The following is a 20,894-nucleotide window of genomic DNA, read 5'->3' as shown; positions in this document are numbered from 1 at the left end:
CGCTCCGCGGCGCACTCCGCCGCGTCTCCCGGCGGCCTTCAGGCCGTGGCCGGAGCCTGAGCCGGATCTCCGTGGGAGGCCACCGGGGCGGGGGCCCGGCGTTCCCGTTCGCGGGCCAGGGCCCGGCCGCGCAGGCTCAGGATCCGGGACACGCCGAGGGCCTGGAGGACGAACACCGAGGAGAAGGCGATCCGGTAGTCGTCGCCGGTGGCGTCGAGCAGGACGCCGACCGCCAGCAGGGTGGTCATCGAGGCGAGGAAGCCGCCCATGTTGGTGATCCCGGACGCGGTGCCCTGGCGCTCGGGCGGGTTGGCGGGCCGGGCGAAGTCGAAGCCGATCATCGAGGCGGGTCCGCAGGTGCCGAGCACCACGCACAGGGCGACGAGCAGCCACATCGGGGCCCGGTCCCCCGGCTGGACGAGGACGGCACCCCACAGCGTGGCGGTGGTCCCCACGGTGGCCAGGGCCAGCGGGATCCGGGAGGACTGGCGGCGGCCGACGATCTGGCCGTAGAGCAGTCCGAACCCCATGTTGGAGGCGACCACCAGGGTGAGCAGCCCGCCCGCGGTGGTCCGGGAAAGCCCCTGTGCCTCGACGAGGAACGGCATCCCCCACAGCAGCAGGAACACCATCGCCGGGAACTGGGTGGTGAAGTGCACCCACAAACCGAGCTTCGTGCCGGGCTCCCGCCAGGAGTCGGCGATCTGGCGGCGCACGAAGCCGCCGGAGCCGCCCGTGCCCCGGGCCGGGGCGGCCGCCGGCCCGTGCCCCTCGGGGTGGTCCCGCAGGAAGAGCACCAGCGGCACCAGCACCACGAGCCCGGCGACCGCGCTGCCCGCGAAGGCGGGCACCCAGCCGAGGCCGTGCAGGACGGGTGCCAGCACGAGGGTGGAGACGAGGTTGCCCGCCATCCCCACCAGCCCGGCCAGTTGCGCCATCAGCGGCCCGCGCCGGGCGGGGAACCAGCGGGTGCCCAGGCGCAGGACGGAGATGAAGGTCATGGCGTCGCCACAGCCGAGCAGGGCGCGCGCGGCCAGGGCCATCCCGTAGGACGGGGACAGCGCGAAGCCGACCTGCCCGGCGGTGAAGAGGACGGCGCCGAGGGTGAGGACCTTCTTGGTGCCGAGCCGGTCCACCATCAGGCCGACGGGTATCTGCATGCCGGCGTAGACCAGCAGTTGGAGGAGGGAGAAGGCGGCCAGCGCGGAGGCGTTGACGTGGAAGCGGTCGGCGGCGTCGAGTCCGGCGACGCCGAGGCTGGTGCGGAAGATGACGGCGACGAAGTAGACGGAGACGCCGATCGACCAGACGGCCACGGCCTTGCGCCCACCCGGCGGGTCCTGGGGCAGCCCGCTCACCGTCCCGCCCCCCGCACCAGCGCCTCGACCCGTCCGACGTGCCCGCGTACGGCGGCCGCGGCGGTGTCGGCGTCGCCGGCGCGCAGGGCGTCCAGGATCTCGGTGTGCTCGGTGAGGGTCAGCTCCACCCGGTCGGGGTGCGCGTGCAGCAGGGCCACGCCCATCCGCAGCTGGCGGTCGCGGAGCTGGTCGTAGAGCCGGGACAGGATCTGGTTGCCGGCGTGGCGGACGATCTCGGCGTGGAAGCCCCGGTCGGCGGCCATCAGCGCGGGCAGGTCCCCCGCGGCGGCGTGCCGGCGCTGTTCCTCGACCAGTTCCGCGAGCCGCTCCAGCAGGGCGGGGGGTGCGGGCACGGCCCTGCGGACGGTGAACTCCTCGACCAGCAGCCGGGTTTCGATGACGTCGGCGATCTCCTGTGCGGAGACCGGCAGCACCAGGGCGCCCTTCTTCGGGTACAGCTTCAGCAGGCCCTCGGTCTCCAGCCGCAGCAGCGCCTCGCGGACGGGCGTGCGGGAGACGCCGACGGCCTCGGCGAGCTCCCCCTCCGTGAGCAGCACCCCGCCCTCGTAGCGGCGGTCCAGTACGCCTTGTTTGACGTGGCGGTAGACGCGGTCGGCGGCGGGCGGGGAGGCGGGCGAAACCGGGGAGCCAGGCATGCGCACAGGATAGATACATCATGGATGCGTGCGGCCGTACGTCCATCATCCGGACCGCCCACCGCCCACCGCTCAGCGCTCAGCGCTCAGCGTGGACCTCGACCTCCAGCAGGAGTTCGTCGTACGGGGCCTCCTGCGGGTACGGCGGCCTGATCTGTGCGAACCGGATACGGGCCCGCGCCCCGGGCCGGCGGCCCCGGAGCGTGTACGCCCGCTCGACGGCCTCCCCGGGCAGGGGACCGCGCTCCGCGCCGGGCCCGGCGTCCGCCACCGCGACCGTGACGGCGTCCTCGTCCCCCGTCACCTGCCAGGTCCACACGTAGCCCCGCGCCCCCCGGCCCGGCAGCCGCAGGGTGTACGTCTCGCCCGGCCCCAGCCCGATCCGGCGCACCTCCACCCGCAGCCCCTCTCATGCCGGGCCGATGACCGGCCCCTCGTGCCAGCCGGCACCGTCGCGCCAGTAGTGCTGGAGCAGGCGGTCGGTGCGCAGGACGACGACTTCCAGGTTGAACCCGAAACTGCCCTGGAGCATCCCGGTGACGGTGAGCACGTCGTGCCCGAAGACGCCACCGCGGGCCCAGGCGGCGCCCGAGGCGTTCCCGCGCCACCAGTGCTCGACGCGGCCGTCCGCGCGGGCCGCGCACAGTTCGTAGTTCCCGGCGGTGTCCTCGTCCGCGGCCCCGTACTGGGCCTCGACCATGCAGGGCGCCGAGGTGATCCCGCCGCCGAAGACCTCGCCGGGGCGCCAGACGAAGCCGTTGGGGTCGTCGCGCCACCACAGTTGCATCGTGCCGTCCGTACGGGCCGCCACCAGGTCCAGGTGGCGGCTGCGGGTCTGTACCAGGGCGGGGCCGTAGTGGGCGATCCCGGAGGCGAAGCGGCCGCCGTCGTTCCAGGTCCAGGGGGCGCCGTTGATCCGCCACCAGTGGTTCAGGCGGCCGTCGGCGGTGCGCACGACCACCTCGAAGTTGCCCGGCGCGCCGTAGTCGCTCTGGATGAACCCGGGCGTCGAGCCGAGCGCCGCGTCCCCGGGGCCGAAGGCGCCGCCGTCGCGCCAGACGCCGACGGACTGCTCGTAGTACCAGTGGCGCAGCCGGCCGCCCGTGGTGACGTGCAGGGACTCCATGTTCCGGTTGTAGGTGGAGCCGGTGAAGGCGGGCTGGCCGCCGGCGTCGCCCGCGAAGGCCGCCCCCCGGGACCAGGCGAAGGGGGCGTCGCCCTCGCGCCACCAGTGCTGGAGCCGGCCGCCGCCCGCCGCCGCGGCCATCTCGAAGTTGCGGTGGGCCCGGCCGTTGCCGCTCTCGTAGACGCTGCCCGCGTGCAGGCGGCGCTTGCTCCAGGGGTCGATGTTGGTGCCGCGCAGTCCGCACTTGGCCCAGTAGTCGATGTTGACCTCGCCGTAGGCGATCCGGCCGTACCCGCCGACGTGGTAGCCGGTCCCCCAGGAGTTCTTGAACAGCCAGCAGCCGGCCGCGTCGTCGTAGCCGACGACCAGCACGCAGTGGCCGCCCGCGAGCCGGTCGCTGGTGCGGTGGTAGACGCCGGAGCCGAGCCCGAAGAAGTCGTCGTAGACGTCGAAGCAGGCGGTGAGCGGGCCGACCGTGTCCAGCCACGCCTTCTGCTGCTCCACGTCCCCCAGACGGACGTAGTCGGTGATCCGCACGGTCCGGCCCGAGCGGTCCCAGCTGGGCGTGTACTCGGCCCGCCAGGCGTCGCGCCGCTCGGCGGGCAGTCCGGGGGGCGGGGGGCTGTAGGGCCAGCAGTCCGGGTCGGCGAGGCCGCCGTTGGCGCGGATCCAGTCGAGGGCGGTCTCCGGGTTGCCGCCCTGCCCGCAGGTGGACTTGAGCCCGTCGTGGACGTCCCCCTCGGACCGCTCCGCCCACACGTCGTGCTCGATCCGGGCCATCGACTCGACGAGACCCGCCGCGCCGAAGGCCCAGCAGGACCCGCAGGGGTTCTGGTCCTTCACCTTCGTCAGCCAGGGCCAGCCCCAGCGGGACCGCCAGTCCACGGCGACGGGCCGGCCGGCCGTCACGCCGGCCGTCACGCCCGCCGTCGCGCCCGCCGCCGTGTCCGCCGCCGTGTCCGCGTCCGTTCCGGCGGCGGTGCCCGCGCCGCCGTCCGCGCCGCCGTCCGGGAGCAGGCCGTGCGCGGCCCGGCGCCGGGTCAGGTGCGGATTGCCGCTGGGGTGGCCGATCAGCTCCCTCAGGTCCACGGTCCCGGCCTCCGCGGCCGGGGTCAGGTTCACCCCCGGTTCCAGACCGAGCGCCGGGCGCGGCACCGGATCCCCGTCGGCCAGGTGCTCGCTCACCGACCACCGCGCCCCCCGCGCCACGAGCTGCGCCCGCAGCTCCCCGGCCGTCTGGACAGACTCCCCCGGCATACCGCCCCCAGCTGCAACCGCCCCGTTCGTGAGCCCGGGGAGCGTCTCCCCGTCGCCGGACCGCGTCAAGGGGGTCCGCGCGGTCGCGCGGAGGCACGGGGGTCGTACGGGTGCGGGGGCGTACGGGTGCGGGGGGCCGTACCGGTGCGGGGAGGCCCGGCGACGGGTGCGGCTACGGGGTCAGCGCCTGGCCCCCGATCCCCGCGGCCCCCGCCAGCTGTGCCTGCCACCACGCCGCCACCTCGTCGCGGCTCATCTCCGCCCACGGCGGCGTCCGCTCCACCTGTGCCCGGCCCAGCCGGCGGGCGAGGGCGACGAGGTCGCGGCCGGCCGGGCCCCGGGCGGCCTGGTAGGCGCCCAGCAGCTCCTCCCAGGAGTCCGCCCGGCGCCACGCGGCGGCGAACGCGGTCGCGTCCTGGAGCGCCTTGGCGGCGCCGCTGGTGTTGTGGGGGCGCACCACGGTGGCCGCGTCACCGGCGAGCAGGAGCCGCCCGGCGGTGGTGCGCGCGGTCTCCAGGTCGTAGATCGGCTGCACGAAGGTGTCCGCCGGGTCGGTCAGCGCGAGCGCCCGGCCCCAGTACGGCGGGAACTCCCGCTCCAGGAGCTCCCGCAGGTGTCCCGACAGCTCCGGGGTCAGCGCGCCCGGCGGGAAGCTGGTCGGGTCGTCGTAGCGCAGGGCGCCGTCCTGCGGCGGCGGGGCGTAGAGCACCCAGTTCACCCGGGGTCCGTCCGGACCGGGGATCCGGTAGATCACGCAGCTCCCGCCCGCGAAGCAGACGGTGGTGACGGCCTCGGGGTGCGGGTCGGTGCCCCCGCCGTCGGGCTCCGGCAGCCGGGCCGCGTCGAAGTTGCCGCGCCAGCACACGTACCCGGCGTAGTGCGGCCGGGACCCCGGGCAGACCGCCTCGCGGACCACGGAGCGGTAGCCGTCCGCCCCGACGGCCAGGTCGTAGCGCTCGGCGGAGCCGTCGGCGGTCCGCACCTCGGCGGCGCCGCCCGCGTCCGCGGCCACGCCCGCCACCGTCACGCCCTGCCGGTAGCGCACCCGGTCGGGAGTGGCCGCGCGCAGCCCGCGCCACAGCAGCCCCCAGTGGTACGAGTGGAAGGGGAAGGGCTGCTCCCAGATCAGCCGGCCGCCCTGCGCGCCGGGCTCCCGCACCACCCACCGGCGCCGCTCCAGCCGGTGCGCGGGGATCCCCGCGGGCAGCGCCCCGGCCGCGGCCAGTTCGGCGGCCCGGTCGTCGTGGACGCAGAGCCCCAGGCCCCGGTCCGCGAGCCGGCCGCGCGTGCGCTCCAGTACGACGACCTCGTCCGCCCCCGCCCGCACCGCCGCGGCGGCGAACGCGCACCCCGCGATGCTCCCGCCGACGACCGCTACCGTTCCGCCCCGCATGTCCGTCTCCCGCCGTAGGCCTTCCGGGCCCGTCACCCTACTGAGCGGACCCGCCGCGCGGAGCCGGAACGGCCGTGTCAGGGACGAGGGCCACCGATCGGTGCCCCGCCCGACCCCGCCGCGGCGCACAGCCCGACTCCCGTGCGGCACAGAGGGATTGACCGGCCCGAAGGGGACGACCGCGTTCAGGCGACGGGCTCCTTGTTGTACGTGCCGCCGATGCAGACCCACTGACCGGTGGCGGAGTCGTACTCCACGCTGCCGCCGGCGGACACGCACGTCTGAGCGTCGACGGCGGGCACGGCGGCCTGGGCGGCGGGGCCCATGAGGCCGAGCACGGCCACGGCGGCGGCAGCGGCGACGGGGAACCCGAGCTTTTGCATACGCACAGGCATGGGCATGGACATGGGCATGGGCATGGCGAGTCTCCTCCGGGAGCGGTCCTGTGACACGCACCCCTTTCCATTACACGGCAGGCTCCTTCGGAGTGCCCACTCCGCGAGCGTTCACCCAAGTCCGGCCCCACACTGGTGCCATGGAGAACAACCCCACGGTCGTCGTGGGGCCGCCGGACGGCCTGGGCTTGCGGAAGGTCACCGTCGACGGCAAGACCGCGGGCAAGGCGCGGTCTCCCAGAGAACTGCGGAAACTGCTTTGCCGTGCCCGTCTGCCCTTCGACCCGGACATCCAGTGGCGCGGCGGCGACAGCACGGTCTGGCCGAACAGATCGTGGCTGCGCGCGCTGAACGGCGCGGCGATGGCACTCTGCCTCCTGACGACCGCGATCGTGCTCGCCAAAATAGGCATGGCGGACTTCTTCAGCGCCCTGACCTATGCCGGGCGCATCGCCGGAGCCACCTTCCTGGTCGCCGCCGCGATAGAGGTGATCGGCATCGCCGCCGCTTTCGACTACTGGACCAAGCGGCGGGTGGGATATTCGGGAGCGGTCGTGTTCTTCGCCGCCGCGATCTCCCTCATCGCGAACATGTCGCTCCTCCTGGTGCAGATAGGCGGCCGGGTGTACACCCGCTACCTCTGGCTCTGGATCGTCCTCATCGTCTGGGCCTCCTGGTCTCTGTACACGCTCGCCCGCTCCCAGGCGTGGGCGGGACTCCAGCACCCCAAGCGCATCGCGATCGGGGCGGTCGTCTCCACCGTCCTGGCCGTCACCAACCTGACGTACTCGCAGTTCTACGTGCCGTACACGGCGTCGCCGCTGGTCGAGACCGCGGCCGAGTTCCGGCCACCGAGCCTGAACAAGGACGGGACGGTCATGTACCTCCCGGTCCACCTCTCGGTGAAGAACGCCGGCCGCGTCGCCGTCTACGTCCTCGGCAGCATCTACTGGATCCACGGCAAACCCGTCGGCAACCCGGACTACAGCCTCATCCAACCCGGCGAGTTCATCGCACCGCCGGGCCGGGCCCTGAACCCGGGCGAGGAATTCTCGGGCGACGAGGTGGTGAAGATCACCAACCCCCGGAAATCCGATTTCGAGACGATCCGCGCGCAGACCGAGATGTACGTGATCAGGGCCGACAGGATGACCATCACCGCCGATTACGAGAACTCCAAGAAATACGCCGGCGGACTCGCGAAAGAAGGAAAGGACAAAGACCCGGAAGGCCCGCCCGGGGACTACTTCCGCTATCAGGCCGAGATCTCCAACAGCAATGAGATCCTCAATGTGACCCGGGGCCGTCAGCGCGTGACGCTGTGGTGGATGTACCGGGGCTCCTGGCCGTACATCTACGTGAACGTGGCCCCGCCGGGCGTACGGAAGGCCTTCGACCCCCGCCACCCCGACGCGAACAAGGCGGTCATCGACCGGTACGGCCTCGAACGCGTCCGCGGCTCGATGGCCCAGACCCCGTACGTGCAACTCCTGGACAAGGCCGAGGCCGAACACTCCGCGAAATAGAAGGCGTCCCCGGACGGCGAGCGCCGGCGCGACCGCCCTGGGAAGCCCCGGGGGCTCCCCTATAGGGTCGGGCGGTATGGATGGCTGGACGGCGCCGAGCGCGATCGAGAGAGAGCTGTACGAGGCGAAGTCCCGCGGGGACTGGCCGGCCTTCCTGGACGCCCTCGCCCGCGCCGAGCTGTTCCTCCCCCAGCACCGCGCCGCCGTCGATGCCGATCCGCGGCAGGCCCGTTTCCACCCCGCCCCCGGCGGGGCGAGCCTGGCCGTCTACACCCGGGGCATGCTGCCCGCTCCCGACGAGCACACCGTGTACCTGCGCCAGAGCCTCGCCTGGTTCGCGAATGCCTGGGACGACCGGGATCCCGCCTACCTCGCCGTGAACCCCGGCTGCCCCGCCGAGGCCTACCTCACCACCCGCCCCGAGGACCGCGCCCGCTGGCGCGCGCACTGGGACGCCGCCTCCTCGTGGGGCCTGGCCGAAGGCGCCGTGCACGCCCTGCACACCGGCGGGCCGCTGCACGGCCCGGTCGCGCACGGGCTGGCCGTCGGCGCGCACCTCGCCGTCGCCAACGGGGAGTTCTGGAACGCCCTCGCCCAGCACGGCAACGGCTACACCCGCGAGCGCGAGCGGATGCGCAAGTGGTGGGGCGTCACCGACGGCGCGGGCTGGCTGGAGGCCCTGCGGCAGCTGCAGAACGCCGACGCCGTCAGCCCCGTCTGGGAGTACGCGCTGCGCGTGCGCCGCGTCCTCGCCTCCGACTTCGCCGGGCCCGTCGACGTGGAGCACTGGCGGCACGCCGCCGAGACCAGCCTGCGCCGGGGCGCCGAACGCTCCGCCGAGCCGCAGCTCACCCCCGAAGGGGTCACCGTCGTCGAGCCGCGCCCCGCCGCCGAGGTCGAGGGCGAGATCGCCGGGGTGCGCCGGCTCATCGGCCGGATCGCCCGCTACGAGCAGCGCTTCCGGGCCGACGGGCTGCTCCCGCCGGACGGCTGGGTGCGCTCCGTGGAGGGCTGGGACCACGGGCGGGCCTCCCAGATGGCCCGCTGGGGCGTCGCCACCCGCTACGGCACCCTGGAGGACGCCGAGCGGGGCGTGCTCCGCGCCGGCGAGGCGGCCCGCGGGGCCTACCGCTCCTGGGCGGACTTCTCCGCCGGGTACTCCCTCGGCCGGTGCCTGCACTTCGACGAGGAGGAGTTCGGGGACTGGTACACCTCCTCGCTCGCCACCCACCTGACGCTGACCACCGACCCGGCCAGTCCCTGGCTCAACATCCCCTGGCACTGAGCGACTTCGGGTAGTCCCGGCGCCGCACGCCAGGGCGGGCCCCGGCCGCTCCGGCGCCGACTAGGCTCCCGCGCATGACGATTGCGCTGAACGACACCGTTCGACAGCTCCTCGACTCCCCGCACCCGGCGGTGCTCTCCACCATCGACCCCGACGGCAGTCCGCAGAGTTCGGTGGTCTGGGTGACCCGGGACGGCGACGACGTCCTGATCTCCACCGAGCGGGGCCGGCGCAAGGAGCGCAACGCGGTCCGCGACGGACGGGTCGGCCTGACCGTCTTCGACCTGGCCAACCCGTACCTCTACGCTGAGATCCGCGGCACCGTGACCGTCACCGAGGACACCGGCCGCGCGGTCGCCGTCCGCATCGCCGAGGAGTACCTCGGCCCGGGCGCCGGCAAGGAGTACGGGGACACGGGGGACGGCGCCGTACGGGTGGTCCTGCGCCTCACCCCGTCCAAGGTCCTCGGCAACGCCGCGAAGGCCTAGGCGGCCTGGTCCCGCCGCCGCCCCGGCAGGCGCAGCGCCGGCCACAGGGACAGCGCGATCAGTCCCGCCGCCACCGCGTACGCGGTGCGGAAGCCGGCCGGGTTGGTGCCCGCCGCGCCCAGGACCACGGACGTGAGGGCCGTCCCGACCGAGGCGCACAGCTGGGAGTTGATGCTGAGGGCCGTGCTCGCCGCCGCCATGCGCGCGGCGGGCAGGTCCCGGCCGGCGGTGGTCATCGTCGGCATGAGCACCATCCCGGCGCCGACGCCCATCAGCATCAGCGAGCCCACGACCTGCCCGCCCGGCACCCCCGACGCACCGGTCCGCAGGCCGGCGAGGAGCATGCCGAGGGCCGCGACCGCCACCCCCACGGGGATCAGCCGCCGCGGGGCGACCTCGTCGACGCGCCGGGAAGCGATCTGCATGGTCACCCCGACCGCGAGGCCGACGGGCGCCACCAGCAGCCCCGCCGCGCTCGCGCTCAGCCCGCGCGCCTGCTGCCAGTACACCGGGGCCAGCAGCATGGAGCCGAAGTAGCCGCAGGTGAACGGGGCGAGCGTGCAGATGGCGGAGGCGAAGGTGCGGTCGCGCAGCAGCCGCAGGTCCAGCAGCGGCTCCGGCACGCGCAGCGCGCGCCGTGCGAAGGCCGCGACGAGAACGGCGCCGCCCAGCAGGGGCAGCAGCACCCCGGGGGAGCCGAAACCGCCGCTCCCGCCGCCCCGGGACAGCCCGTACAGGAGCAGTGCGAGACCGGGGGAGAGGCTCAGCAGTCCGGGGACGTCGAGCCGCGGCGGAGCCGCCGCGCCCAGGGGGGAGTCCGGGCGCAGCAGCCTCGCCGCGAGAATGAGGGCGACCGCTCCGACGGGCAGGTTGACGAGGAAGATCCACTGCCAGGAGGCGGCGTCGATCAGCCAGCCGCCCAGCATCGGTCCGGCCACGGGGCCGACGAGCACGGGCAGCCCCAGGAGGGCCATCGCCCGCCCGAGCCGGTCGCGGTCGGCGGCCCGCATCACCATCGTCATGCCGACCGGCATCAGCAGTCCGCCGCCCAGGCCCTGGACGGCGCGGAAGGCGATCAGGCTGCCGGCGCTCCACGCGCACGCGGCGAGCAGGGAGCCGAGGGTGAACAGGGACAGGGCCGTGAGGTAGGTGCGCTTCGCGCCGATCCGGCCCGTCGCCCAGGCCGATGTCGGGATGACGGCGGCCAGGGCCAGGGTGTAGGCGGTGGCGGTCCACTGAACGGTCTCCAGCGGGGCTCCGAAGGACTGGGAGAGCCTGTCGAGGGCCACGTTGACGATGGTCATGTCGAGGACGGACATGACGGCGCCGGTGATCACGACGGTGAGGATGCGCCCGAGCTGCCCGGGCGCGGCCCCTAACGCCGCCGGCGAGTCCTCGGCGGTGGGTGCGGTCGGCATCGTGCGGTGGCCTTCAGACCGCGTACGGGCGGACCGCGCGGGCGGGGCCGTGGACGACGGCGGCGCGCGGGGGCGTCCCGGTGGCGGTTTCGGCAGCAGACATGACTGACTGTCCCCCTCTGGAGAACCGGGCGGTTGGTTTGCACCTCTGGGCTGCCAGTAAGCTACAACGCACGTTGTAAAAAGCACAACGACCGTTCGTGGAGAACGGCGCGAGCGGCGATGGAGGAGCGATGGAGGAGGAAGCCCCGGGCGGCGGCCCGGAGGGGACGGCGGACGCGCTCCCGCCCCGGAAGCTGGCCAGGCGGATCGCGATCGCGCGCGCCGCCTGCACGGTGTTCGGCCGCGAGGGGTACGCGCGCGCCTCCGTCGACGCCCTCGCCGCCGCGGCCGGCGTCTCGACGCGGACGCTCTACAACCACTTCCCCGGAGGCAAGTCGGAGCTCTTCCGGGCCGTCGTGACCTGGAGCTCGGGCGAGGTGCGGGACGCCCACGTGGCCACCGTGCGCACCCTGCTGGACCCCGGGCGCCCGCCCCACCCGGACAACCTGGAACGGGACCTGGCCGCCCTGGTCCGGGCACTGATCGACGTGATGGTGAAGCACCCCGACCACTTCGCGCTCGTGCGCCACATCCACGCCGAGGCCGACCACGTACCGCCCGAGGTGCTGGCGGCCTGGAAGTCCGCGGGCCCCGGACCGGTCGGGGACGCCCTCGCGGCCGCCCTGGCGGGCCTCGCGGAGGCGGGGCTGATCGACGTGCACGGCGACGCGGAGCTGGCGGGCGCCCACCTCACGGCGCTGACCTCCGGCTCCGTCGCACAGCTCTCGCACTACGGGGTCCTGCCCCTGTCCGAGGCCCGGACCGACCGCCTCGTCCGGGGCGGCGTCGCGGCCTTCCTCCGTGCCTACCGGGCCCGCCGGGGGCCCGCCACGGGTGCTTCAGGGCAGCTGTCCGCCGACCTGTGACCAGGCGTCCACCGACGCGGCCAGCGGGTCCCCGGGCGCCAGGTGGGGGCGGGCGGCGCCCGTCCACCGCAGGAGGTTCCTGATCAGCCTCAGGTGCACGATCCGCTCCCGGGGCAGCGCGCGCCAGTCCCGGGCCCGTGCGGCCGCCTCCGCCGGGGTGAGGTCGATCAGCGCGAGCGCCTCCCGGCACAGCACGGCCGGGTCCCCGCCCGGTCCGGGCCCGAACTCCCGGATCAGGTAGCTCCGTACGAAGGCCAGGTCGATCCCCCGCAGCAGGTCCGGGGCGCCCTCGGCCCGCGCGCAGCGGTACACCGCCGCCACCGCCAGCCGGCCCCAGCGCAGCCGCACCGCGTCCGGCAGCGTGTCGTCCCGCATCCCGCCCACCGCGAGGGCGCGCAGGGTCCGCGGAAGGGGCTCGTCCCCCAGCGGGGGCCCGGTGGCCAGCCAGGCCTCCAGTTCCGCCAGGGCGTGCCCGTCGGGCGGTACGGAGGTCAGCACCTGGCCCCGGCCGAGCAGCGCCACCCCGGCCCCCGCCAGGCGGACCCGTGCCGTGTGCCCGGCGTCGAGGGCGTCGACCGGGCGGCCGTGGCGCTCCACGCGGCGCAGCCCGAGCCGCGACGGCCCGGCGGCGTAGACCTGCCCGGACCGGGCGACGCCGCCGAGGCACCGTACGAGGCACACGCCGCCCGTGACGTCGGCCTCCTCGACGGAGTACACCTGCAACTCGGTGATGGGCACCCCGGCCCCCCTTCCCGGTGCGGGAGGTTACCGCGTCACACCATCGCCGGCTCCTCCAGGACGAGACGGATCTCGGTGACCTCGTAGCCGGCCCGGTCGAAGGCGGCGGCCATCGGGACGTTGACGGTGTCGGTGGTCGCGGTGATCCGCCCCGCGCCGTCGGCGGCGTGGAAGCGGGTGATCTCGCCGAGGACCTCGTCGATGAGGCCCTTGCCGCGCTGCTCCGGGACGACGCCGAGGTAGCCGACGTTGCGGTGGTAGGGGGTCGCGGAGGGGATGGCCATGCCGGCGAGGGTGCCGTCGGGCAGGTGGGCCAGGCGCCACCAGGAGCGCTCGCCGGGGCAGTCGAGGTAGAAGGCGAAGTCGTCCTTGGCGAACTCCTCCTCCGTCATCACGGCCAGTTCCTGCCGGGTGTTCACGTCGAGGCTGCCCCGGGACAGCCGGGCGAAGACGTCGAGGAACTCCTCGTCGGTGCCCTCGCGGAAGACCAGGCGTCCGGTGGGTGCGGCGGTCCCTGCGGCCGGGGTCCACTCGTAGCGCAGGCGCTCGACCTCCTGCCGCAGGCCGGCCCGCCGCGCGGCTTCCCGCCGCCAGGCGACCGCCGGGGCCAGCGCCGGGTCGGACCGCCAGTCGCGGGGCAGCGAGATGTTGTAGCCCGGGGCCTTGCCGAAGGCGGCGTGGCCGGCTTCCAGGAGGCCCGCGGCGAGGCCGGCCGGGTCGGCCACGCCCTCGCGGACCTGGAGGCAGTCGAGCACGACGGGCCGCTCGCTGTCGGCGCGCCCCCACCACAGGGCGCGGGCGAGCAGTTCCCCGTCCTCGTCCTCGGCGGACCAGATCCACTCGGGACGGATCCGGTCCGCGGCGAGCTCCTCGCGGATCCGCTCGGCGGTCAGGGCGGCGACGGGGCCGTCGGCCCGGTAGGCGACGGCGCGGTCGAGGGCGGTGGGGTCCGTGGTGGCGGCGCGAAAGATCACCCGGCGATGATCACACGCCTCGAAGCCGCTGACCAGGCATTTCGGCTGCGTGGAAGCGGAACGCGAGGGGCCGGTACCGCGCACGTGCGTGCGCCGTACCGGCCCCTCGGAAGGCGTGCCGCGAAAGCCGTTACGACCAGGTGATCAGCCGGCGCGGGTGCTCCAGGACGGCCGCGATGTCGGCCAGGAAGCGGGATCCGAGCTCGCCGTCGATCAGACGGTGGTCGAACGACAGCGCCAGGGTGGTGACCTGGCGGGCCTTCACCTTGCCCTTGTGGACCCACGGCTGGAGCTTGATCGCGCCGACCGCGAGGATCGCGGACTCGCCCGGGTTCAGGATGGGCGTACCGGTGTCGACGCCGAAGACGCCGACGTTGGTGATGGTGATGGTGCCGTTCTGCATGTCGGCCGGTGAGGTCTTGCCGTCGCGGGCCGTGGCGACCAGCCCGGACAGGGCCGTCGACAGCTCGCCGAGGGTCTTGGCGTGCGCGTCCTTGATGTTCGGGACGATCAGCCCGCGCGGGGTGGCCGCCGCGATGCCCAGGTTGACGTAGTGCTTGAGCACGATCTCCTGGGCCGCCTCGTCCCAGGACGCGTTGACGTCCGGGTTGCGGCGGATCGCGACGAGCACGGCCTTCGCGATCAGGAGCAGCGGGTTGATCCGCAGGCCCTGGAGGTCCGGGTCGTCCTTGAGTTCCTGGACCAGCTTCATCGTCCGGGTCACGTCGAGCGTGATGAACTCGGTGACGTGCGGAGCGGTGAACGCGGAGTTGACCATCGCCTGGGCCGTGACCTTGCGGACGCCCTTGACCGGGATCCGGGTCTCCCGCGCCGAGGCCTCCACGGCCTGCGGTACGGGTACGGGCGCTTCGGCGGCCGGAGCCGCGGCGGCGACCGGAGCCGCAGCGACGGCCGCGGGCGCCGGGGCGATCGCGGCGGCAGCGGCGGCGTGCACGTCCTCGCGGGTCACGACGCCGCCGTCACCGGTGGGGACCACCGCGGCCAGGTCGATGCCGAGGTCCTTGGCGAGCTTGCGCACCGGCGGCTTGGCCAGCGGGCGCTCCCCGTCGGGCTGCGCCGGGACGGCGACGGCCGGAGCGGCCGGGGCCGCCGGGGCGACCGGGGCCGCGCTGCCGTTCCGCGCGGCCACGGCGGGCGCCGGGGCGCCGGTGCCGTTGGCCGCGGGCGCACCCGCGGCCGCCTTGCGCGGGCGGCGCTTGGTGGAGGCCGTGGAGACCCCGTAGCCGACCAGGACCGGCTGGCGCCCCTCGGGGGCCGCCTCCTCCTCGGCTGCGACGGCGGCGACCGGGGCCGCCTCGACCGGGGCCGCCTCGGCGGTCCCGCCCGCGTCGCCCGCACCACCGGCCGTCTCGACGGAGATGATGACCTGGCCGACGTCGACCGTCACGCCCTCCTCGAAGAGCAGCGCGTGCACCACCCCGTCGAAGGGGATCGGCAGCTCCACGGCCGCCTTCGCGGTCTCGACCTCGCAGACGACCTGCCCGTCGGTGACGGTGTCACCCGGCTGGACGTACCACTTGAGGATCTCGGCCTCGGTCAGGCCCTCGCCCACGTCGGGCATCTTGAATTCGCGGATCGTCATGGCAGGGCTCTCCTCAGTACGCCAGCGAGCGGTCGACGGCGTCGAGCACCCTGTCCAGGCCCGGCAGGTACTCGTCCTCCAGGCGGGCCGGCGGGTACGGGGCGTGGAACCCGCCCACGCGCAGCACCGGAGCCTCCAGGTGGTAGAAGCACCGCTCCGTGATGCGGGCGGCGATCTCCGCGCCCACGCCCAGGAACACCGGCGCCTCGTGGACGACCACGAGCCGGCGGGTGCGCTCGACCGAGGCCTGCAGCCCGTCGAAGTCGACGGGGGACATCGAGCGCAGGTCGACGACCTCCACCGACTTGCCCTCCTCGGCCGCCGCGGCCGCCGCCTCCATGCAGACCTTCACCATGGGGCCGTAGGCCGCCAGGGTCAGGTCGGTGCCGGAGCGGGTGACGCGCGCCTTGTGCAGCTCGCCGGGAATGGCGTCGACGTCGACCTCGCCCTTGTCCCAGTAGCGGCGCTTCGGCTCGAAGAAGATCACCGGGTCGTCGCTGAGGATCGCCTGCTGGAGCATCCAGTAGGCGTCGCTGGCGTTGGACGGCGAGACCACCTTCAGGCCCGGGACGTGCGCGAAGAGCGTCTCCGGGGACTCGCTGTGGTGCTCGACCGCGCCGATGCCGCCGGCGTACGGGATGCGGATGACGACCGGCAGCTTGATCGTGCCGAGGGAACGGGCGTGCATCTTCGCGAGCTGCGTGACGATCTGGTCGTACGCGGGGAAGACGAAACCGTCGAACTGGATCTCCACGACCGGCCGGTACCCGCGCAGGGCCAGGCCGATGGCGGTGCCGACGATGCCCGACTCGGCGAGCGGGGTGTCGATGACCCGCTCCTCGCCGAAGTCCTTCTGGAGTCCGTCGGTGATGCGGAAGACACCGCCCAGCTTGCCGACGTCCTCGCCCATGATCAGGACCTTGGGGTCCGTCTCCATGGCTTTGCGCAGCGACTCGTTGAGCGCCTTCGCGATCGACATCTTCTCGATGGCCATGGTGGTCACTCCCCACCCTCGAAGGACGCGAGGTAGGCGGCGAACTGCGCGCGCTCCTCGTCGACGAGCGCGTGCCCGTCCGCGTAGACGTTCTCGAAGATCGCCATGGTGTCGGGGTCCGGCATGGAGCGCACGACCTCGCGCACGTGCTTGCCGAGCGTCTCGCTCTCGGCCTCCAGCTCCGCGAAGAAGGCCTCGTCGGCGCCGCCGGAGGCGAGCAGGTGGGCCTTCAGGCGCAGGATCGGGTCCTTGGACTCCCAGGCCGCCGTCTCCTCGTCCCGCCGGTACTTGGTCGGGTCGTCGGAGGTGGTGTGCGCGCCCATGCGGTAGGTGAACGCCTCGACCAGGGTCGGGCCCTCTCCCCGGCGGGCCCGCTCCAGGGCCCAGCGGGTGACCGCGAGGCAGGCGAGGACGTCGTTGCCGTCCACGCGGATGCCGGGGAAGCCGAAGCCCTGGGCGCGCTGGTAGAGCGGCACGCGCATCTGGCGCTCGGTCGGCTCGGAGATCGCCCACTGGTTGTTCTGGCAGAAGAACACGACGGGCGAGTTGTACACGGCGGAGAAGTTGAACGCCTCCATGACGTCGCCCTGGCTGGACGCGCCGTCGCCGAAGTACGCGATGACCGCGGAGTCGGCGCCGTCCTTGGCCACGCCCATGGCGTAGCCGGTCGCGTGCAGCGTCTGCGAGCCGATGACGATCGTGTACAGGTGGAAGTTGTTGGTGTTCGGGTCCCAGCCGCCGTGGTTCACGCCGCGGAACATGCCGAGCAGGTTCGTCGGGTCGACGCCCCGGCACCAGGCCACACCGTGCTCGCGGTAGGTCGGGAAGACGTAGTCGTCGTCGCGCAGGGCCCGGCCGGAGCCGATCTGTGCGGCCTCCTGGCCGAGCAGCGAGGCCCACAGGCCCAGCTCGCCCTGGCGCTGGAGAGCGGTCGCCTCACCGTCGAAGCGGCGGGTCAGGACCATGTCGCGGTAGAGCCCGCGCAGGTCCTCGGTGGTGATGTCCGCGACGAAGGGCGCGAACTCCGCGACGTCGGGGTGGTCCCCGGCGTCGACCCGTTCACCTTCGGGCGTCAGCAGCTGTACGAGCTGAGGTTCGGCGTCGTGCGGCTGTGCGGTGGCAGCGGCGGTCTTGCGGGCGCTCGCCGCGCCAGCCGCCCGCTTGGTGCCGCTGCTGCGTCGCGGCTTGCGCGCGGCAGTGCTCTCCACGGTCACGTGTGCTCCTCCGTCGGTCCGGCACCCGGGTTCTCCGGGGACCAGTGCGGCTCACCTGTATCCGTACCCGGGCACGGGGTGGGTGCACGGCACGTACGGGATTCAGGCGTGACAGGTGCCCCGGCGAGTGCCCTGCGCAATGCACGTTACCCAGTGCGTCGCATAACTGCGAAACCCCACTTGACCTGCGTTTTTGCTTGGATATCCAAGTAAATCGGCGGCTGTGGGAACAACGACTGGTCACAGCCTTGCAGGGGGCCGGAACAACGGCACGTTATCCCGGGTAACTCCGCCAGGGAAGGGGTGAGTGTGTGAAGATGACTTTGTGCACGAAGACGGAAAAATCAAGGTATTCCTCCTGGACGACCACGAAGTGGTACGTCGGGGCGTTCATGAGCTCTTGTCGGTAGAAGACGACATCGAGATCGTCGGTGAGGCCGGTACCGCCGCGGACGCGCTCGTGCGCATCCCGGCCACCCGCCCCGACGTGGCCGTTCTCGACGTACGGCTCCCGGACGGCAGTGGGGTCGAGGTCTGCCGCGAGGTGCGCTCCCAGAACGAGGACATCAAGTGCCTGATGCTGACCTCGTTCGCCGATGACGAGGCCCTCTTCGACGCGATCATGGCCGGTGCCTCGGGCTACGTCCTGAAGGCCATCCGGGGGAACGAGCTGCTCAGCGCCGTACGGGACGTGGCGGCCGGCAAGTCGCTGCTGGACCCGGTCGCGACCGCGCGGGTGCTGGAGCGACTGCGCGACGGCAAGAACGGCAAGGGTGACGACCGCCTCTCGAACCTCACCGAGCAGGAGCGCAAGATCCTCGACCTGATCGGCGAGGGCCTGACGAACCGCGTCATCGGGGAGCGGCTGCACCTCGCGGAGAAGACCATCAAGAACTACGTCTCCAGCCTGCTGTCGAAGCTGGGGATGGAGCGCCGTTCCCAGGCCGCCGCCTACGTGGCGCGCCTCCAGGCGGAGAAGCGCTAGTCTCCGGCGGACCTCCGGCCCGGCCCGACCGCCCTTCGAGCCGGCGGCGGGCGCCGGCGCCGCCCGGTCGCTCCGGTGCCACCGGGCGGGCCGTGTCATTCGGGACCAACGTCCCCGATCATCGGGGCCGGCTCCTCTTCCCCGAGGCCCCTCGGTGCCGGAGAGTGGTCCGCATGTCACCGGAGGAACTCCACGCCATCGAACTGCTGCGCCGCGTGCCCTACGGCCGGGTCGCCACGAGCATGCGCGCGCTGCCCTTCCTCGCCCTGGCCCGCCACATCGTGGTGGACGGCGAGGTCGTGCTGAGAATGCACGCCGGGTTCGGCTACCACCAGGCGTGCAACGGCAGTGTGGTCTCGTACGGGGCGGACAACTCCAATTCCCCGGACCCCCACCTCTGGTCGGTGCAGTTCACCGGGACCGCGCGGATCGTCGAACCGACCACCGCTGAACTGGAACTATTCGGTCCGACTCCGCATTTCGCGGACGGCACGGTGTTCGACCCCGTCTACATGCGAATCGAACCCCAGCTCGTCACCGTGCACACCCTGACGGGGCGTCCGGACGGCCGGGACCGGCGCGCTCTGCCGGACCGGCAGTACCAGCACATGCTCTGATCAGCGCATTCACGTTAAAAGGCCCGGCGGAATGAATTCCGCCAGGCCTTTTTCCGTACATCCGACCGCGTGGTTACTGCGGTTCGCCGGCCGGGTTGTCGCCGCCACCGGAGGTGGGCGGCACCGTCTTCGGGGGCGTCGTCGGCGGCTTGGTCGGCGGCGTCGTCTGCGGGGCCGTCGGGGACTTCGTGTCCGGCGGCGGGGTGGTGACGGCGGTCGACGACGGGCTGGTCGTCGGCGTGTACTTGGTGCGGCTCGGCGTCGGCGTGAACGTCTCCTCGTGCGAACCGCCGGAGTCGGTGCTCGGCGGGTTCGACGGGGTGTCCGGCGTCGAGTTCGGGCTGCTCTGCGTGGTGCCCGGAGAGCTCTGGCTGGTGCCCGGCTTCCCGCCGTCGCCCTTGCCGGTGTTGCCCACGGTCTTCACCGCGTACGCGACACCGCCGGCGATCGCGAGGACCGCGAGCAGCGCGAACACCCACATCTTCCACCGGCCGCCGCGACGGCCGTCGTAGCCGCCGTCGTACCCGCCGTACCCGCCGTGGCCGTTGCCCGGACCGCCGTGACCGCCGCCGCCGGGGAAGGCGGTGCCGTCGTCGGGGTTGAGCGGGGGCACCATCGGCTGCTGGAACTGCGAGGTCGTGGCGTGCGCGTTGTACTGCGGACGCGGGCCGCCGTTGCCGCCCGCGGGCATGGCCGTGGTGGCCGCGCCGCCCGGCTGGCCGTGCGGGAGCGACATGGTGACGGGGCCGGTGTTCCAGGTGCCGGTGTTCGGCCCCTGGTCCTGGAGCATCTGGAGCGCGTACTGGACGAGCCCGCGCATCTCCTCGGCGCTCTGGAAGCGGTCGTCCGGGTCCTTGGCCAGCGACCGCATGACCAGGCCGTCGAGTTCCTGCGGGATCGAGTGGCCCTCGGGCAGCTGCGACGGCGGCACCGGCGCGTCCTGGACGTGCTGGTAGACCACCGACAGCGGGGTCTCACCGGTGAAGGGGGGCCGCAGCGCGAGGAGTTCGTAGAGGAGGCAGCCGGTCGCGTACAGGTCGCTGCGGTGGTCCACGGCCTTGCCGAGGGCCTGTTCCGGCGACAGGTACTGCGGGGTGCCCATGACCATGCCGGTCTGGGTCATCGTCGACTGCGCGCCGTGCAGGGCGCGGGCGATGCCGAAGTCCATCACCTTCACCGCGCCGGTGTTGGTGATGATGACGTTGGCGGGCTTGATGTCGCGGTGCACGATGCCGTGCTGGTGCGAGTACGCCAGCGCTTCCAGCACGCCGGAGACGATGATGAGCGCCTGCTCGGGCCCGGGGGCCTCGGCGCTGATCAGCAGGTCGCGGATGGTGCGGCCCTCGACCAGCTCCATCACGATGTAGGGGACGACGTTCGGGCCGACCTGGTCCTCGCCCGAGTCGTACACGGCGACCACCGCGTGGTGGTTCAGTCCGGCGACCGACTGCGCCTCACGCGTGAAGCGGGCCTTGGAGACCGGGTCCTCGGCGAGGTCCGCGCGCAGCAGCTTCACGGCCACGGTGCGGCCGAGGCGCACGTCCTCGGCGGCGAAGACCTCCGCCATGCCGCCGCGGCCCAGTCGGTGGGTGAGACGGTAACGTCCGTCGCCCACCAGGCCGCCGGCGCCCCAGTGCTCAGGACCGTCGGCCATCCCGGCGCCGTTTCCCTCGGGTTCGGGTGCCATCAGTCCTCGCCGTCGTCTCTCTCGTCCGCTCTAGCGGTGGGTCCTCATCGGGTGCTCCGATGAACGCTACAGCCTCCGAACCGGTCACCGTTCGGACACAGACACCCTGTGGCCCCATGGTCACGCAGCGGGCACCGGCTTGACGTGTGCTTGCCCTCCGGCAGACTGGGCGCGACATGCGCTCAGCCAGACGCGTAGGGACACAGCCCGAG

19 protein-coding genes are annotated in these 20,894 nt (G+C 73.3%); 6 read left to right on the top strand and 13 right to left on the bottom strand.

Features of this window, described 5'->3' with window-relative positions:
* Positions 1–38: 38 nt before the first annotated feature.
* The 6 genes from ACZ5D2_RS01295 to ACZ5D2_RS01270 all read right to left on the bottom strand — a co-directional run bounded on the left by ACZ5D2_RS01295 (position 39) and on the right by ACZ5D2_RS01270 (position 6,173).
* Positions 39–1,349: an MFS transporter gene (locus ACZ5D2_RS01295; RefSeq protein ID WP_468926694.1), complete on the bottom strand. Its 1,311-nt coding sequence runs from the start codon at positions 1,347–1,349 to the stop codon at positions 39–41.
* Positions 1,350–1,354: 5 nt separating this feature from the next.
* Entirely contained in the window at positions 1,355–2,014 is a 660-nt protein-coding gene (locus tag ACZ5D2_RS01290) for a GntR family transcriptional regulator (RefSeq protein ID WP_468926355.1), read from the bottom strand.
* A 79-nt stretch (positions 2,015–2,093) separates the two neighbouring features.
* Positions 2,094–2,411, bottom strand: coding sequence for a protease inhibitor I42 family protein (locus tag ACZ5D2_RS01285; RefSeq protein ID WP_468926352.1), 318 nt, complete (start codon positions 2,409–2,411; stop codon positions 2,094–2,096).
* A gap of 12 nt (positions 2,412–2,423) precedes the next feature.
* Positions 2,424–4,397, bottom strand: coding sequence for a C1 family peptidase (locus tag ACZ5D2_RS01280; RefSeq protein WP_468926349.1), 1,974 nt, complete (start codon positions 4,395–4,397; stop codon positions 2,424–2,426).
* A gap of 172 nt (positions 4,398–4,569) precedes the next feature.
* Positions 4,570–5,790 carry an FAD-dependent monooxygenase gene (locus tag ACZ5D2_RS01275; RefSeq protein WP_371677704.1) on the bottom strand — a complete coding sequence of 407 codons (1,221 nt, stop codon included), beginning with the start codon at positions 5,788–5,790 and terminating at the stop codon, positions 4,570–4,572.
* Positions 5,791–5,975: 185 nt separating this feature from the next.
* Entirely contained in the window at positions 5,976–6,173 is a 198-nt protein-coding gene (locus ACZ5D2_RS01270; RefSeq protein ID WP_468926345.1) for a hypothetical protein, read from the bottom strand.
* 152 nt (positions 6,174–6,325) lie between these two features.
* Here ACZ5D2_RS01270 and ACZ5D2_RS01265 point away from each other — a divergent pair, with 152 nt between their 5' ends.
* The 3 genes from ACZ5D2_RS01265 to ACZ5D2_RS01255 all read left to right on the top strand — a co-directional run bounded on the left by ACZ5D2_RS01265 (position 6,326) and on the right by ACZ5D2_RS01255 (position 9,484).
* On the top strand, positions 6,326–7,711 hold the full coding sequence (locus ACZ5D2_RS01265; RefSeq protein WP_468926342.1) for a DUF998 domain-containing protein: 1,386 nt from the start codon (positions 6,326–6,328) through the stop codon (positions 7,709–7,711).
* A gap of 76 nt (positions 7,712–7,787) precedes the next feature.
* Entirely contained in the window at positions 7,788–8,996 is a 1,209-nt protein-coding gene (locus ACZ5D2_RS01260) for a DUF1266 domain-containing protein (protein WP_371677701.1), read from the top strand.
* A 74-nt stretch (positions 8,997–9,070) separates the two neighbouring features.
* Positions 9,071–9,484 (top strand): PPOX class F420-dependent oxidoreductase, encoded by a 414-nt coding sequence (locus ACZ5D2_RS01255; protein WP_371677700.1) that lies wholly within the window; start codon positions 9,071–9,073, stop codon positions 9,482–9,484.
* Here the strand turns inward: ACZ5D2_RS01255 and ACZ5D2_RS01250 are convergent.
* A complete protein-coding gene (locus ACZ5D2_RS01250; protein ID WP_468926338.1) occupies positions 9,481–10,902 on the bottom strand; it encodes a DHA2 family efflux MFS transporter permease subunit in 1,422 nt (473 codons plus the stop codon). The genes ACZ5D2_RS01255 and ACZ5D2_RS01250 overlap by 4 nt on opposite strands.
* Before the next feature lie 233 nt (positions 10,903–11,135).
* On the opposite strand from ACZ5D2_RS01250, the gene ACZ5D2_RS01245 reads away from it, so the two are divergent.
* Positions 11,136–11,870 (top strand): TetR/AcrR family transcriptional regulator, encoded by a 735-nt coding sequence (locus tag ACZ5D2_RS01245; protein ID WP_468926336.1) that lies wholly within the window; start codon positions 11,136–11,138, stop codon positions 11,868–11,870.
* Here the strand turns inward: ACZ5D2_RS01245 and ACZ5D2_RS01240 are convergent.
* From ACZ5D2_RS01240 to pdhA, 5 genes are all read right to left on the bottom strand, one after another.
* Positions 11,844–12,608, bottom strand: coding sequence for a hypothetical protein (locus ACZ5D2_RS01240; RefSeq protein ID WP_468926333.1), 765 nt, complete (start codon positions 12,606–12,608; stop codon positions 11,844–11,846). The genes ACZ5D2_RS01245 and ACZ5D2_RS01240 overlap by 27 nt on opposite strands.
* A gap of 35 nt (positions 12,609–12,643) precedes the next feature.
* Complete coding sequence (locus ACZ5D2_RS01235) at positions 12,644–13,582, bottom strand: GNAT family N-acetyltransferase (protein WP_371677696.1); 939 nt, start codon at positions 13,580–13,582, stop codon at positions 12,644–12,646.
* A 130-nt stretch (positions 13,583–13,712) separates the two neighbouring features.
* The gene (locus ACZ5D2_RS01230; RefSeq protein ID WP_468926330.1) at positions 13,713–15,185 is read right to left on the bottom strand and encodes a dihydrolipoamide acetyltransferase family protein; all 1,473 of its coding nucleotides are present in this window, start codon (positions 15,183–15,185) and stop codon (positions 13,713–13,715) included.
* A 13-nt stretch (positions 15,186–15,198) separates the two neighbouring features.
* Positions 15,199–16,179 (bottom strand): alpha-ketoacid dehydrogenase subunit beta, encoded by a 981-nt coding sequence (locus ACZ5D2_RS01225; protein ID WP_266840227.1) that lies wholly within the window; start codon positions 16,177–16,179, stop codon positions 15,199–15,201.
* 5 nt (positions 16,180–16,184) lie between these two features.
* Positions 16,185–17,393: a pyruvate dehydrogenase (acetyl-transferring) E1 component subunit alpha gene (pdhA, locus tag ACZ5D2_RS01220; RefSeq protein WP_371677694.1), complete on the bottom strand. Its 1,209-nt coding sequence runs from the start codon at positions 17,391–17,393 to the stop codon at positions 16,185–16,187.
* 325 nt (positions 17,394–17,718) lie between these two features.
* On the opposite strand from pdhA, the gene ACZ5D2_RS01215 reads away from it, so the two are divergent.
* Positions 17,719–18,378 (top strand): response regulator, encoded by a 660-nt coding sequence (locus tag ACZ5D2_RS01215; protein ID WP_371677693.1) that lies wholly within the window; start codon positions 17,719–17,721, stop codon positions 18,376–18,378.
* Positions 18,379–18,551: 173 nt separating this feature from the next.
* Positions 18,552–18,995, top strand: coding sequence for a pyridoxamine 5'-phosphate oxidase family protein (locus ACZ5D2_RS01210; protein ID WP_371677692.1), 444 nt, complete (start codon positions 18,552–18,554; stop codon positions 18,993–18,995).
* Positions 18,996–19,068: 73 nt separating this feature from the next.
* Here ACZ5D2_RS01210 and ACZ5D2_RS01205 read toward each other — a convergent pair whose 3' ends face one another.
* The gene (locus tag ACZ5D2_RS01205; protein ID WP_468926324.1) at positions 19,069–20,682 is read right to left on the bottom strand and encodes a protein kinase domain-containing protein; all 1,614 of its coding nucleotides are present in this window, start codon (positions 20,680–20,682) and stop codon (positions 19,069–19,071) included.
* Positions 20,683–20,894: the final 212 nt, after the last annotated feature.

This window comes from Streptomyces sp. NPDC031479, from assembly GCF_055581065.1.
This window is presented reverse-complemented; position numbering and strand designations above follow the sequence as displayed.